Consider the following 14,806-nt stretch of genomic DNA (forward strand, 5'->3'; position numbering starts at 1 on the left):
TGCTATCGATAGTGCGTATGGGAAAAGAGCTGATGCGACGGCGACACAGATACCCAATGTCAGTCGATGACCTACTGAATGCCGCCAGGAAGCTGGCAGAATTATCACTCATTCACGGCTGTTGGGGTATGAATTATGAGGGGATCCTACAGAGCTCTACCTCGGCATCCATGCCTCGGAAGGTGACAAATGTGTTTACACCCGGTTCTCACTCTCTTCGATTTGGCGGCGTTTGGTATCCTAAGACTACCCAAATCTAATGCGTTTGTTAGCTGTATTGCAGCTTACTCGAATTATCGAAGTAAGACAGTTTGTTAGAAGATTCGGTCAGACTCTTGATTTCACTTAAAGGGACGTCGGTAACATAGTGCGCGCGAGTACTCATGATTTGAGCTTGCCAAATTTGTTTGGCGCTTCGTAGCTCCCATTCCAGCTTAAAATGGTCATTTTCAAAGACAACATTAAGGTATTTAAGGCGTTCAACGCCGTGACTAACACCATCAATCTCAATGCTATTCACATCCGGCTTCAAAACAACAAGGCTTGGATCGCTATAGATCCTGTAAATTCTGTAACATAGCCAAATAAAGAAAACCGGAAGCCAGAGAGTGATAACAATAACTTTACCAATTAGATTCGGTGGAATGTTTTCATGAAAAAAATAAAAAGGTAGGCAACACAATAAACACAACAAAAATACAATATATTGACCCACTGAATTTACTTTTTTGAACGAGACATCAGTCAAAATTCGACCTCATGAAAGTGCATTGGTATACAACACCTTTGTTTAGGGTTATCGAAAAAGAACGGAGCAGCGTGTAGGTTGCCACAGCTGTGCGCATTATGCACGGCGAACGGTTCAGCCCTATAATGTGACATGCAAGTTATTGGCACTTAAACTCAATCTCTGCTTGCGCATCCGACCTGAACGGAACCATATCTTTAGGAACAGCTTTAATGAGTTGAAGTTCTTTCCCTTGAGCTTGGCAATAGGAATTTGCTTCTTTTAAAGCATCAGCTTTAACCGCAGAACCAGTGACATCGAATCCCTTTTCAGATCTAGAGATCATATAGCGATCACCGCCTAATGGGACGACCCCAGATGATTGCGCGCAGGCGGTTAATATTAAAATAAAGCCAATTACTATAACTCGATTAATTTTCATTTTTCACTCAATTCACACAACGCTGCATTAAAAGGTGAACAACACCACCAACCAAGCTAACGCATTGTGCCATAAACACTAAATTTAAAGTAGTGCCAAAAATGCCCAGCATTGAGAATCCCTTATAAATGCTTTGCTGTGTATGTTTTTCAACCTAGCCACTTGATTCCAACTGTACAAATACCCATATGTGAATTGTGTGGTTGCACACACAGGTGATCCATTAACTTATTCATTTGAGGAAACTATATGGCTAATAAAGACTACAACGTTTATCAAGGTGCTGACGGCACATGGCGAGGTAAACGCCAAGATGCTAATAGAGCAAGTGTAACAGGTAGTACCCAGAAAGAGGTTTTTGAAAAAACTAGAGAACTAGCTAAAAAAGCTCAATCTGAAGTATCTATACACAGAGGTGACAATAACAAAATCCGTGATAAGCATAGCTATGGGAATGACCCTAAAAGCTCAAAGGGCTAACAATTAATCATTTGGGGAAATGGATGTCCCCAGAATATACATAACGCCGCCAGCAGGGACCGTTTTTGGTTCCTCTGGCTGACTTTGTTAGGCTGGAGCATTACTCCACTCCTCCGACTTAAACCTATCCACTGTTTCTTCAATAGCCTCTTTGGGGCCTAGCTATAACAATAAATGGAATCAGAGTTATCTTTTGAGGGAGTTAATTGGCGCGTTTTGATTGGCTTTTTCATTCCCTGAATGGCGTCGTCGATGTTTGATTCGAGTTGGCCTAACTCTGTCCTTGATTGGTGATACTTTAGTCTATCTTGTGGTTGGCATTCAACATGTCACTTCACATTTTGTTGCGTTTTTTTGCTCTAAAAATAATAACTTGTATCAGTGACAAACAAATGAAGCTTATTCGAAGAGACGTTGGACACCCAGTGTAGATGCATTTGCGGACGTCGATGGCAGGGATGCCATCGTCGAGCCTCCACGGATGGATTCACGGCGTGTAGCAAATGTATCTGCACATAAGCGAGCCGCAGGCTATAGGTTGCCACGAAGGATCGACCTTCAATGTACTAGCCAATACCAATTACTGCCATATGCAAATACCACTATCCCCCTCGCCGGGTAGGCGTTAGGTAGCCATGAAGGTACGACCTTCAATGTACTAGCCAATACCAATTGCTGCCATACGCAAATACCACTATCCCCCTCGCCGGGCAGGCGTTAGGTTGCCATGAAGGTTCGACCTTCAAATGACCTAAACAAACACCAATGAAATCTGCGGCAAGCACTAAACATCAATAAAGATTCGACCTCCAATTCCCCGCCCGACTAGAATCCCGCCAAATTCATTTGGCAATAAAAAACCCCGTATTCTCATACGGGGTTTCTCATCAATCGCGATTCATGGCTTAATCGTTAAGCTCAGAATCCCTATCCATGTTCTCAGTATTCTCTAACCACAAGGCGTTGATGATACCGAAAGAACACGCCAGCAAAATGCCTAATATCCAAGCAAAATACCACATAGTGTCGGCTCCTGTTAGTAAAGTGACGTCTTGTTGTCTTCGATGTAACTACGGCTCAAGCGACCAAACATCTTGAAGTAAGTCCAGATGGTATAGCTTAGCACGATAGGTACGAAAATCGCGGCCGCCCAGGTCATCACAGTTAGTGTCATGTGACTCGCTGTGGCATCCCACATGGTCAGGCTCACATTTGGCTCAAGTGATGATGGCATCACGAACGGGAACATGGCCGCGCCGCAGGTCAGGATCACCATAGCCACGGTCAGCGAGCTGAACAGGAAGGCGAAACCAGAGCGGTTGAAACGACTCGCCAGCAGCGCCAATACCGGCATGCCGATACCCAGGATTGGGAACAGCATGGTCACTGGATACTTGTCGTAGTTGGCAAGCCAGGCACCCGCCTCTAGCGCAACCGTCTTAAGGGCTGGGTTAGACGCGCCGTGGGTGTCGATAGTCGAGGTCACCACATAGCCGTCGATACCATTAGCCAGCCATACACCGGCCAGGGTAAAGAGCACGGCTACCAGGGCCGCAGCCACCTGGGTCGCCGTCGCCGCACGCACACGCAGCTCGCCTTCTGTCTTCATCTGTAGCCAAGAGGCGCCCTGCATGATGATCATAGACACGCTCACCAGACCGGCCAACAGGCCGAAGGGATTCAGCAGGCCAAACAGACCACCGTGGTAGGTCGCACGCAGGTACTCGTCGAAGTTAAAGGGTACACCTTGCAACAGGTTACCGAAGGCAACGCCTATGATGAGCGGCGGTACGAAACCACCCACAAACAGCGCCCAGTCCCAGGCCTTACGCCATCTTGGATCTTCGATCTTAGAGCGGTAATCGAAGCCTACAGGACGCAGGAACAGGGCAAACAGCACCAACATCATGGCCACATAGAAGCCAGAGAAGGAGACCGCGTACACCATAGGCCAGGCCGCAAACAGCGCGCCACCTGCGGTGATCAGCCATACCTGGTTACCGTCCCAGTGGGGGGCGATCGAGTTGATCATAATGCGGCGCTCGGTATCGTCCTTACCGATAATCGGTAGCAAGGCACCCACGCCCATGTCGAAACCGTCGGTGACGGCAAATCCGATGAACAGCACACCAATGAGCGCCCACCAGACAAATCTTAATATTTCATAATCAAACATAATCAGATCTCCGGTTTAAGCTTCTAGGTTTTCAAAGTGATAACGGCCCGTCTTGAGACTGCTAGGTCCCTTACGTGCAAACTTGATCATCAAGAACAGCTCAATCACCAGCAAGACTGTGTAGAACAGGGTGATAGAAATGATACTGAACCAGAGATCCGCCGCGCTTAGGCTAGAGGCCGACATGAAGGTTGGTAGCACCTCTGAGATGGTCCAGGGCTGACGACCGTACTCGGCGACGAACCAACCACACTCGATGGCGATCCAAGGCAGTGGCAGGCTGTACAGCGCGGCCTTAAGTACCCAAGGCTTCTCTTCGATCTGATGACGTGTGCTCTGCCAGAAGGCCGCCGCAAACACAAACAGCATGATGACACCCAGGCCAACCATCACTCGGAAGCTCCAGAACATAGGGGCAACCGACGGGATAGAGTCCTTGGCGGCCGCCTTGATCTGCTCTTCTGTCGCATCGACCACATTGTCTGTGTAACGCTTAAGCAGCAGGCCATAACCCAAATCGACCTTGGCAGCCTCGAAGGCGGCACGCAGCTCAGGGGTTTCGTTGCCGGCGCGCAGCTCGGTCAACATGGCGTATGCCTTCATGCCGTTGCGAATACGCTCCTCGTGCTCGACGATAAGGTCGCGGATACCGGTAACCTCTTCATCGATAGAACGGGTGGCGATGATACCCATGGCGTATGGGATCTTGATGGCATAATCTGTGTGCATGGTTTCCTGATTCGGGAAACCCACCGCGGTAAAGGCCGCGGGTGCAGGTTCTGTGTGCCATTCGGCTTCGATAGCCGCCAGCTTAACGCGCTGGGCCTCGCCCACCTTATAGCCTGACTCGTCACCCAGTACGATGACCGACAGGATTGACGCCATACCAAAGCTGGCCGCGATGGCAAAAGAGCGGCGGGCAAACGGCAGGTCACGCTTCTTCAGTATGTAGTAAGCGCTAATCGCCAGTACAAACATGGCGCCGGCAACATAGCCAGATGCCACGGTGTGAACAAACTTCACCTGGGCAACCGGGTTAAACAGCACCTCGGCGAAGCTGGTCATCTCCATACGCATGGTTTCGTAGTTGAACACGCTGCCCACTGGGTTCTGCATCCAGCCGTTGGCCACCAGGATCCACAGCGCCGACATGTTTGAACCCAGTGCCACCAACCAGGTGACCGCCAGGTGTTGACGCTTGCTGAATCTGTCCCAACCGAAGAAGAACATACCCACCAGGGTGGATTCGAGGAAGAAGGCCATCAAGCCTTCGATAGCCAGCGGCGCACCGAAGATGTCACCCACATAGTGAGAATAGTATGACCAGTTAGTCCCGAACTGGAACTCCATCGCCAAACCTGTGGTAACGCCAAGGGCGAAGTTAATACCAAATAACTTACCCCAGAACTTGGTCATATCTTTATAGATCTGCTTATTGGTCATCACATAGAGTGATTCCATAATGGCCAGCAAGAACGCCAGCCCCAAGGTCAAAGGTACAAACAGGAAGTGATACATAGCTGTCAGCGCAAACTGTAAGCGCGAGAGCTCTACAACCTCTTCAACAATCATCAGTGACTCCTTAGGTGGTGCGATCATTCTTCAAGGTTAGATCCCCATCAACCCGGAAAAATGCCTAATTAGGAATTTTATTATTCAAGTAATTTGTCAGACCCTAGTCTCACAAACCGCCAAATTTTAACTTTTTGCCTCTATCAAGCGTCGCTAACGCTCAAAAAGGCCCTCCCACCCACTTTTTTGAGAGACGGCTCACAAAACCTTGCGGTTTTTAAGCTCTCGTCGCATAAAATGGCCGAGAAAATCAATTTAAATCATTTTTTTCAGAAACTTATAGCAAGGCATGTCAAACGTACCCTAGCCATTTTATACCATTCAAAATTGATTCAAATCAATCAATCGCGGCGTGGATAGTGGGTTTTGCGGACGGTGCCACACTTCACCCGACAACACGCTTGCCAAAACATTAAAATCATGGTAGGAGCTCAGCTAGTTTTATTAAAAACCATAGTTTTAACAAACTTCACCCCATATCACACAAAAAACAACATTTAACAAATCTTAACAAATACAGGGTCAATATAACTAACCGAAATAAGAATGCCAGAACATACAAAACAAGCATTAAATTAGTAACATAACCACCACCTATAGTTATAAATAAAAAACCAAACCCTTTTCATGGGTTAGATATTCTAATGCTAATTTGAAATTTTAATCGTTTGTCGTAAAGACGTCATTTGCTTACTATATCCCTGTGTTAAGGAGACGGCTCAATCAACCCGGTGAAGTTGCCCGGCAAGCCACACTCCGCTCACATCATTAATCACTGTGTGGAGAATCCGTTATGAAAAACCTATTTGAACGTCTAGTTAACAGCTACAAGCGCACTTTTGTTGAACTCTATACCGCAAGAGAGCTATAAGTAGCCCTTTTTCCCTCTTTCCTTGAAGTTTTGTTAGCGCAAAACGGCCACCGTTTTCTCCTCGAAGGCGGTGGCTTTTTACTTTATGCAGCTTATATTTAGGTGATACCAGGCTAGTTTAGCAGAAGCTAAACAAAAGAGGTTGCCTAATACCAATTTTACTCGGTTTCGGCATTAGACAGTATTTGCGTAAACTAAACATAAAAAAGGTCAATACAGCTTCTTTATTTCTATTTAGTAGTTCCAGATATAATAATGTACGGCTAAGTACATGTATCTTAGCGATTTTAAGCTAACCCTTTATGGGTATAAAAAAAGGGCCTCGAAATTTCGAGGCCCTTTTTGCATCAATAAAACCGCTAAGCTTAGGTTAGCCTAATTTAGCGCGGACGTTTCTGAACATTCTCATCCATGGGCTGTCTTCGCCCCACTCGTCAGGATGCCATGAGTTGGCCACGGTTCTAAACACACGCTCAGGGTGTGGCATCATGATGGTGACGCGACCGTCTGTGCTACAGATCCCCGTTAAGGCGTTTGGCGAGCCGTTAGGATTCTCTGGGTATTGCGTCGCTACCTGACCATGGCCATCGACGAAACGTAGCGCGACAGTGCCAGAGGCCTCTGCGGCGGCTAGCGCCTCAGGCGATGCGAACTCGGCGCGACCCTCACCGTGAGACACGGCGATCGGCATGCGAGAGCCTTCCATGCCTTCGAAGAAGAGGGATGGGCTCTTCTGCACTTCCACCAGGCTGAAACGCGCCTCGAAGCGCTCGGAGCGGTTACGCACGAAGTGTGGCCAATGCTCTGTGCCTGGAATGATATCTTTCAGGTTAGAGAGCATCTGACAACCGTTACACACCCCAAGGGCGAAGCTGTCGTTACGCCCGAAGAAGCGGCTGAACTCTTCACGGGCGCGGCCGTTGAACAGAATCGACTTAGCCCAACCTTCACCGGCGCCCAGCACGTCACCGTAGGAGAAGCCACCACAGGCCGCCAGGCCCTGGAACTCTTCTAGGCTGATACGGCCCGAGAGAATGTCTGACATGTGAACGTCGCGGCTCTCGAAGCCGGCGCGATCGAAGGCGGCGGCCATCTCGAGGTGCGAGTTAACCCCCTGCTCACGCAGAATCGCCATCTTAGGCGCTGTGCCCTTGAGGATATAAGGTGCGGCGATATCTTCGCTCGGGTCGAACTTGAGATCCACGGTCAAGCCTGGGGCATCGGCCACCTGCTTGAGCTTGAACTCTTCCTCTGCACACTCTGGGTTATCACGCATCGCCTGCATGCGATAAGTGGTCTCGGCCCAGATGGTACGCAGCTCGGTGCGTGACTCGGCCAATACCTCATTTGATGCATCGCGGATGATAATGCTGTCGCCGGCCACAGGCTTGGCAACCACATGGCAGGTCACACCGGCCTCCTGGTACTGCGCCTTGATAGCCTGGCTATCGGCGGCGCGCACCTGGATCACGGCGCCCAGCTCTTCGTTGAACAAACGCTCAAGGTGAGTGCCCGTCAGCGCGCTGAGATCCACATCCAGACCCGTGTTACCGGCGAACGCCATCTCTACTAAGGTAGTGAACAAGCCACCGTCGCTACGGTCGTGATAGGCCAGCAGCGCCTTGTCAGCTACTAGCGCCTGAGTCACCTCGAAGAAGCCACGCAGCAGCGCCGCATCGGCCAAATCTGGCGCCTTGTCGCCCAGCTCACCGTACACCTGCGCCAGACATGAACCGCCCAGGCGACGCTCGCCCTGGCTAAGGTCGACCAGCAGCAGCTCGGTATCGCCCTTGTCGCTTCTCAGCTCAGGAGTCACCGTCTTACGAATATCCTGCACCGCACCGAAGGCAGTGATCACCAGCGACATAGGCGAGGTAACCGCCTTATCTTCGCCGCCATCCTGCCAGGCCGTCTTCATCGACATAGAGTCTTTACCCACGGGGATGGTGAGATCCAGCTCAGGACACAGCTCTTCGCCCACGGCCTTGACCGCCTCGTACAGACCCGCGTCTTCACCCGGGTGACCCGCGGCAGACATCCAGTTAGCCGACAGCTTGATACGCTTGAGTGAGCCGATATCACTGCCGGCGATGTTCATGATAGATTCGGCTACCGCCATGCGCGCCGAGGCGCCAAAGTCCAGCAGTGCCAGGGGCGTGCGCTCGCCCATAGACATGGCTTCACCGCTGTAGGAGTCGAAGCTAGATGCGGTCACGGCGCAGTCGGCCACCGGCACCTGCCAAGGACCAACCATCTGGTCACGATTCACCAGACCGGTTACCGTGCGGTCACCGATAGTGATCAGGAAGGTCTTCTCGGCAACAGTAGGCAGACGCAGTACGCGGCGCACCGCGTCTTTGAGCTCGATCGTCTCTTGTGCCAGCGCTGGCGATTCCGCCTTTTGCGACACCACGTCACGGCTCATCTTAGGCGCCTTGCCTAGTAAGACTTCAAGGGGCAGATCGATAGGCTTGTTGTCGAAGTGCTCATCCGACAGGCTCAGGTGACGCTCCTCGGTTGCCTCACCCACCACGGCAAATGGCGCGCGCTCACGCTCACAGATGGCGGTGAACAACTCAAGGTTTTCCGGCGCTACAGAGAGAACATAACGCTCCTGCGACTCGTTACACCAGATCTCCAGCGGGCTCATGCCCGGCTCGTCCGATGGCACGTTACGCAGCTCGAAACGACCACCGCGTCCGCCGTCGTCCACCAACTCAGGGAAGGCGTTTGACAGACCGCCCGCACCCACGTCGTGGATAAATTGAATTGGGTTAGCATCGCCCATCTGCCAGCAGCGATCGATCACTTCCTGGCAACGACGCTCCATCTCTGGGTTGTCACGCTGCACGGAGGCGAAATCGAGATCTTCGCTCGACTGACCCGAAGCCATGGAGGAGGCCGCGCCGCCGCCCAGGCCGATGTTCATCGCAGGGCCACCCAGTACGATCAGCTTGGCGCCGACGGTGATCTCACCCTTCTGCACATGCTCTTCGCGAATGTTACCCAGACCACCGGCAAGCATAATAGGCTTGTGATAGCCACGCACCTCGACACCGTTGTGGCTCGAGACTTGTTGCTCGTAGGTACGGAAGTAGCCCAGCAGCGCCGGACGACCAAATTCGTTGTTAAAGGCCGCGCCGCCCAATGGGCCTTCGGTCATGATATCCAGCGCGGTAACGATGCGATCTGGCTTACCATAATCGCCTTCCCACGGCTGTACGAAACCTGGGATCTTAAGGTTTGATACGCTAAAGCCGGTGAGGCCAGCCTTTGGCTTAGAGCCGCGACCGGTTGCGCCTTCGTCGCGGATCTCACCGCCTGAACCTGTGGCTGCACCCGGGTATGGGCTGATGGCCGTCGGGTGGTTGTGAGTCTCCACCTTCATCAGGATATGCATTGGCTCTGTGTGATAGGCATAAACCCCATTTTGTTCGGGGAAGAAACGGCCGGCGACAGAACCTTCCATCACGGCGGCGTTGTCTTTATAGGCAGATAGAACGTGCTCAGGGGTCTTCTCGAAGGTGTTCTTGATCATCTTGAACAGCGACTTTGGCTGCACCTCGCCGTCGATGGTCCAGTCGGCGTTGAAGATCTTGTGACGGCAGTGCTCTGAGTTCGCCTGGGCAAACATCATCAGCTCGACATCGTTGGGGTTACGATTCAGACGCTGGAAGTTTTCCACCAGGTAGTCGATCTCATCCGGCGCCAGCGCCAGACCCAGTTTAACGTTGGCCGCTTCCAGTGCCGCCTTGCCTTCGCCCAGCACGTCGACGCTGGTAAAGACTGCAGGCTCGGTGCGGGCAAACAGACTGCTCGCCTGCTCGAAATCTGCCAGAACCACTTCGACCATGCGGTCGTGCAGCAGGCCAAGCAGCTGTTTCTGCTGGGCGTCGTCCAGATTATCGGCCTGAACATAGTAGGCAATACCGCGCTCTAGGCGCTTGACCTTGTTCAGACCACAATTATGAGCGATGTCGGTCGCTTTCGACGACCATGGAGAGATGGTGCCCGGACGCGGCGTTACGAAGTACAAAGTGCCTTGGGGCGCATGTGCTTCAATCGCAGGTCCATAGGTTAACAGTTTGGCCAGCTGCTGGGTTTCGCCAGCGTCCAACGCCTCTGTCAAATCGGCTAAATGAATGAACTCAGCATAGATATCTTGTACTGGAAGCGCCGCACTCTGACAGGCCTCCATTAGCTTTTGGACTCTAAACGCTGATAATGCTGGGGCTCCGCGGATGATCTCCATCACGTCTTTTCACCTTATTATTTATAATTGCAGGGTCAGATCTGGCGCTATTATAGGGAAATGTGGGGCACAAATCATCCGTAGCTTGGCTTCAAAACGGCGTTTCTCTCGATTTATTATCACCATAGCGCGAAAACAGCTTTACGTTTTAAAGAAACTGGCGCAGCGCCAATTTCATGCCCCATACTTAAGTGGGCTAAACGCCAAAATCATCCATAGACCAACAAACAATTTCAGCCGAAATAATCGCCATTATTGCCTTTGACCAGCTTGTGATATAATCGTCGGCCGATTTTTATAAAATGGATTAAAAAATAGTAACTTAATGAGAACTTTCCTGCTGATTCTATACTGTGTATCGCTACTGACGGCTTGTCAGGGCGAACGCGTGGAACCAGCAAAAGTGGTTGAGACCCAGCCCAAAACCCAGCTCAATGTCGGTACCTTGTACGGCGCGCAGATCTATGTGACCACGGGTCAGGGACTCGCGGGCTTCGACTATGAGATGGCCGAGCGCTTCGCCAGACATCAGGGGCTTGAGCTCAAGATGCAGCCCTACCCCACCATAGGCGATCTCTACCAGGCCATGCAGACGGGTGAGATAGACCTGATCGCCGCGGGACTGGCCGATACCCAGAGCCGCAGAGAACAGTTCAGGCTGGGGCCACCGCTCTACTATGTTAATCAGGTACTGGTCTACAAGCAGGGGGCCAAATACCCTGCGGATATCAGCCAGCTGGATGACAACATTACCGTGATCTCCGACTCCTCCTTTATCGAGACCCTGGCCGAGCTGCAAAAACTCTACCCCGAGCTGGTATGGGATCAACAAGGAGACAAGGATAGCGAAGAGCTGCTGGCGATGATCGCCCGCGACGAGATAAGCTATACCATAGCCGATTCGACCACCTTCGAGATCAATCGCCGCTACATGCCGGAACTCAGGGCCGGTCCTGTACTACGTGAAGATCAGGCCGTGGTCTGGCTGTTGCCCCCCAACGGCAGCGATCGATTGATGAGCGATCTGCTGAGTTTCTGGCATAAAGAGAAACGGGCAGGCACCCTGGCCCACCTGAACGAGAAATATTTCGCCCATGTGAAGCGCTTCGACTATGTGGATACTCGCGCCTTCCTGCGGGCCATAGACAGCAGACTCCCCAAGTACCGCGATAACTTTGTCGAATATGCCGGCGATCTCGACTGGCGTAAGCTGGCGGCCACCGCCTACCAAGAGTCTCATTGGAACCCCAACGCCCGCTCACCCACAGGCGTGCGCGGCTTGATGATGCTTACCCTGCCCACCGCCAAACAGATGGGAATTTCGAATCGTCTCGATCCAGAGCAGAGCATACGCGGCGGCGCCAAATACCTGAGCGACATCCTCAATCGCCTGCCGGAATCGATTCCGGAGAATCAGCGCATGTGGTTTGCGCTGGCCTCCTACAACATAGGCTATGGCCATGTGGAAGATGCCCGCAAGCTGGCGCAATCTATGGGACTTAACCCCAGTGCCTGGCGCGACTTGAAGAAGGTATTGCCCCTGCTGCAGAAGCGTAAGTACTACAAACAGACCCGTTACGGCTATGCCCGCGGCAGCGAGGCGGTTCACTATGTGGATAACATCAGGCGCTACTACGACACCCTGGTATGGATTGACAATCAGCATCAACAGCTACAAGATGAGATGATGGAAGCGCAACAACAAACAGCCGAAAAACAATCACAAAGCGGTGTTTCAGCGAGTCAGCCCGATTAATAAGCTAACGCTTGTGATATAGATAGCGCAGCGGCCTAACGGAGGTTCATCATGAAAAGAAAGACCTTAAACAATCTGTCTTCACGGCGAAGAACTCTGCTTAAGATACGCCACCAACATACGATCAACCGACAGAAGCAGTTCTTCACCTTCATCAAGCAACCTGGCAGCCTGAGCCCAATCGACTAATCAAGGCAGCGCCAAAACAAACTAATGACTCTAAAAAAAACAAGGGCCTATTGCCCTTGTTTTTTTTCTGCCATCTTAAGTGCCTTCTTCTCCTGGCGTCGCCGGCGAAAGAAGGCGCTGAGCTGCTCGCCGCACTCGCCCGCCAGCACCCCAGAGGTCACCTCAAGCTGATGATTGAAGGCGCTGTTTCTCACCAGATCCATCACGCTGCCGGCCGCGCCAGTCTTGAGATCGTCGGCGCCATACACCAGACGACCGATTCTGGCGTGCACCATGGCCCCAGCGCACATGGCGCAGGGCTCTAGGGTGACATACAAGGTGGTATCAAGCAGACGATAGTTTTCCACCAGCTGGCCCGCGGCGCGAATACACTCCATCTCGGCGTGGGCACTGGCATCGTGACGGCAGATGCTGAGGTTATAGCCTGTCGCTATCACCCTGTCGTCTTTCACTAGCAGAGCGCCCACCGGCACCTCACCCTGTAACTCCGCCTGGGCGGCCAGCGCCATGGCTTGACGCATAAAGGCCTCATCTTTTGCCGCCTGCTGCTCCAGGCTGACTCGATTCTCTATCGACTTACTCATCTGTTCTCTATCATTTTGGCCACAAGGACCCTGCTGTCGTCTAAGCTTATCGGCTTACTTTATCTAGCAGGAACATAATGCCACTCAAATAAAAAAGGGCATATCACTATGCCCCCTTTCTATCTCTCAACTCATCTTATCGCGGAATTATTCCCACTCGATGGTTGCAGGTGGCTTACCCGAGATATCGTAAACCACGCGAGAGATACCGTCGATCTCATTGATGATACGGTTGGAGACTCTGCCAAGGAAGTCGTATGGCAGATGCGCCCAGTGGGCCGTCATGAAGTCTATGGTTTCCACCGCACGCAGGGATACCACCCAGTCGTATTTACGGCCATCGCCCATCACGCCCACACTGCGTACCGGCAGGAAGACGGTAAAGGCCTGGCTCACCTTGTTGTACAGGTCGGCCTTATGTAGCTCTTCGATGAAGATGGCATCGGCACGGCGCAGCAGGTCACAGTACTCTTTCTTCACTTCACCCAGTACACGTACCCCCAGGCCTGGGCCAGGGAATGGGTGGCGATAAAGCATGTTGTAAGGCAGGCCAAGCTCTAGACCTATCTTACGCACTTCATCCTTAAACAGCTCGCGTAGCGGCTCGACCAGCCCCAGCTCCATATCATCCGGTAGACCGCCAACGTTATGGTGTGACTTGATCACGTGCGCCTTACCGGTAGCACTGCCCGCCGATTCGATCACGTCCGGATAGATGGTGCCCTGCGCCAGCCACTTGGCATTAACGCACTTGCGTGACTCTTCATCGAAGATATCGACAAACACCTTGCCTATGATCTTACGCTTGGCTTCTGGGTCAGCTTCACCGGCCAGCGCCTCGAGGAAACGTGATTCGGCGTCGACGTGAACGATATTCAGGCCGAAGTGATCGCCAAACATCTCCAGAACCTGATCGGCCTCGTTCAGACGCAGCAGACCGTTATCGACAAATACACAGGTCAGCTTGCTGCCGATAGCGCGGTGCAGCAGCATGGCCACGACCGAAGAGTCTACGCCGCCAGACAGACCCAGGATAACCTCGTCATCGCCGACCTGCTCCTTGATACGAGCCACAGCGTCTTCGATGATAGAAGCAGGCTTCCAGTTGGCTTCACACTGACAGATATCCAGCGTGAAATGCTCCAGCATGCGCTTCCCCTGACGGGTGTGAGTCACTTCCGGGTGGAACTGAACGCCGTAGAAGCGCTTCTCTTCGTTTGCCATTGCGGCATAAGGACAGGTATCTGTCTTAGCCACAGTCACGAAACCTTCAGGGATCTCGGAGACCTTGTCGCCGTGGCTCATCCAGACATCCAGCAGCGCCTTGCCGCTGTCGCTGACCGCATCTTCGATGCTCTTGAACAGCTCAGATGCCGCCTGAACTTCTACCTGGGCATAGCCGAATTCACCTTCGCCTACACCTTTGATCACCTTACCGCCCAGCTGCTCTGACATGGTCTGCATGCCGTAGCAGATCCCAAGTACGGGCACGCCGGCGTTAAACACATATTCAGGGGCACGAGGCGAATTGTCGGCGGTGACGCTCTCTGGACCACCGGCCAAGATAATACCGTTAGGCGCAAAGGCTTTGATCTGCTCTTCAGACACATCCCAGGCCCAAAGCTCACAGTAAACACCGATCTCACGGATACGGCGGGCAATCAATTGCGTGTACTGAGATCCAAAATCGAGAATGAGGATCTTATGATCATGAATGTTGCTCATGCTTTACCTTTTATCTTTCAGATTTTTTGCCA

General features: G+C 52.0%; 11 protein-coding genes and 1 pseudogene. 4 read left to right on the plus strand and 8 right to left on the minus strand.

All coding sequences use genetic code 11. From position 1 onward, the window contains the following. Positions 1 to 128 (plus strand): annotated as a pseudogene (locus tag GNT65_RS19015) (IS4 family transposase); the annotation flags it as partial. 140 nt (positions 129 to 268) lie between these two features. Here the strand turns inward: GNT65_RS19015 and GNT65_RS19020 are convergent. After that, entirely contained in the window at positions 269 to 715 is a 447-nt protein-coding gene (locus GNT65_RS19020; RefSeq protein ID WP_160798776.1) for a hypothetical protein, read from the minus strand. A 172-nt stretch (positions 716 to 887) separates the two neighbouring features. Further along, positions 888 to 1,169, minus strand: coding sequence for a hypothetical protein (locus GNT65_RS20580; protein ID WP_181006376.1), 282 nt, complete (start codon positions 1,167 to 1,169; stop codon positions 888 to 890). A gap of 249 nt (positions 1,170 to 1,418) precedes the next feature. Here GNT65_RS20580 and GNT65_RS19025 point away from each other — a divergent pair, with 249 nt between their 5' ends. Next, positions 1,419 to 1,649: a DUF2188 domain-containing protein gene (locus tag GNT65_RS19025; RefSeq protein ID WP_088905075.1), complete on the plus strand. Its 231-nt coding sequence runs from the start codon at positions 1,419 to 1,421 to the stop codon at positions 1,647 to 1,649. Between the two features lie 905 nt (positions 1,650 to 2,554). Here GNT65_RS19025 and cydX read toward each other — a convergent pair. From cydX to purL, 4 genes are all read right to left on the minus strand, one after another. Continuing rightward, complete coding sequence (cydX, locus tag GNT65_RS19030) at positions 2,555 to 2,671, minus strand: cytochrome bd-I oxidase subunit CydX (protein WP_041510590.1); 117 nt, start codon at positions 2,669 to 2,671, stop codon at positions 2,555 to 2,557. A 14-nt stretch (positions 2,672 to 2,685) separates the two neighbouring features. Further along, complete coding sequence (gene cydB / locus GNT65_RS19035; RefSeq protein WP_160798777.1) at positions 2,686 to 3,825, minus strand: cytochrome d ubiquinol oxidase subunit II; 1,140 nt, start codon at positions 3,823 to 3,825, stop codon at positions 2,686 to 2,688. Positions 3,826 to 3,840: 15 nt separating this feature from the next. Beyond that, positions 3,841 to 5,397, minus strand: a complete 1,557-nt coding sequence (locus GNT65_RS19040) for a cytochrome ubiquinol oxidase subunit I (RefSeq protein ID WP_160798778.1) — start codon at positions 5,395 to 5,397, stop codon at positions 3,841 to 3,843. Between the two features lie 1,241 nt (positions 5,398 to 6,638). Then, complete coding sequence (purL, locus tag GNT65_RS19045; RefSeq protein ID WP_160798817.1) at positions 6,639 to 10,520, minus strand: phosphoribosylformylglycinamidine synthase; 3,882 nt, start codon at positions 10,518 to 10,520, stop codon at positions 6,639 to 6,641. A gap of 325 nt (positions 10,521 to 10,845) precedes the next feature. Between purL and mltF the strand changes: the two genes are divergently transcribed. Together mltF and GNT65_RS19055 are read left to right on the plus strand one after the other, a co-directional pair. Beyond that, positions 10,846 to 12,276 carry a membrane-bound lytic murein transglycosylase MltF gene (gene mltF / locus GNT65_RS19050; RefSeq protein WP_160798779.1) on the plus strand — a complete coding sequence of 477 codons (1,431 nt, stop codon included), beginning with the start codon at positions 10,846 to 10,848 and terminating at the stop codon, positions 12,274 to 12,276. Between the two features lie 51 nt (positions 12,277 to 12,327). Further along, the gene (locus GNT65_RS19055; RefSeq protein WP_160798780.1) at positions 12,328 to 12,465 is read left to right on the plus strand and encodes a hypothetical protein; all 138 of its coding nucleotides are present in this window, start codon (positions 12,328 to 12,330) and stop codon (positions 12,463 to 12,465) included. Between the two features lie 47 nt (positions 12,466 to 12,512). Here GNT65_RS19055 and tadA read toward each other — a convergent pair whose 3' ends face one another. Together tadA and guaA are read right to left on the minus strand one after the other, a co-directional pair. Next, positions 12,513 to 13,049 carry a tRNA adenosine(34) deaminase TadA gene (gene tadA / locus GNT65_RS19060; RefSeq protein WP_160798781.1) on the minus strand — a complete coding sequence of 179 codons (537 nt, stop codon included), beginning with the start codon at positions 13,047 to 13,049 and terminating at the stop codon, positions 12,513 to 12,515. A gap of 147 nt (positions 13,050 to 13,196) precedes the next feature. Further along, positions 13,197 to 14,774, minus strand: coding sequence for a glutamine-hydrolyzing GMP synthase (gene guaA, locus GNT65_RS19065; protein WP_160798782.1), 1,578 nt, complete (start codon positions 14,772 to 14,774; stop codon positions 13,197 to 13,199). Positions 14,775 to 14,806 lie beyond the last annotated feature (32 nt).

Source organism: Shewanella insulae (assembly GCF_009831655.1).
GTDB classification, from domain to species: domain Bacteria; phylum Pseudomonadota; class Gammaproteobacteria; order Enterobacterales; family Shewanellaceae; genus Shewanella; species Shewanella insulae.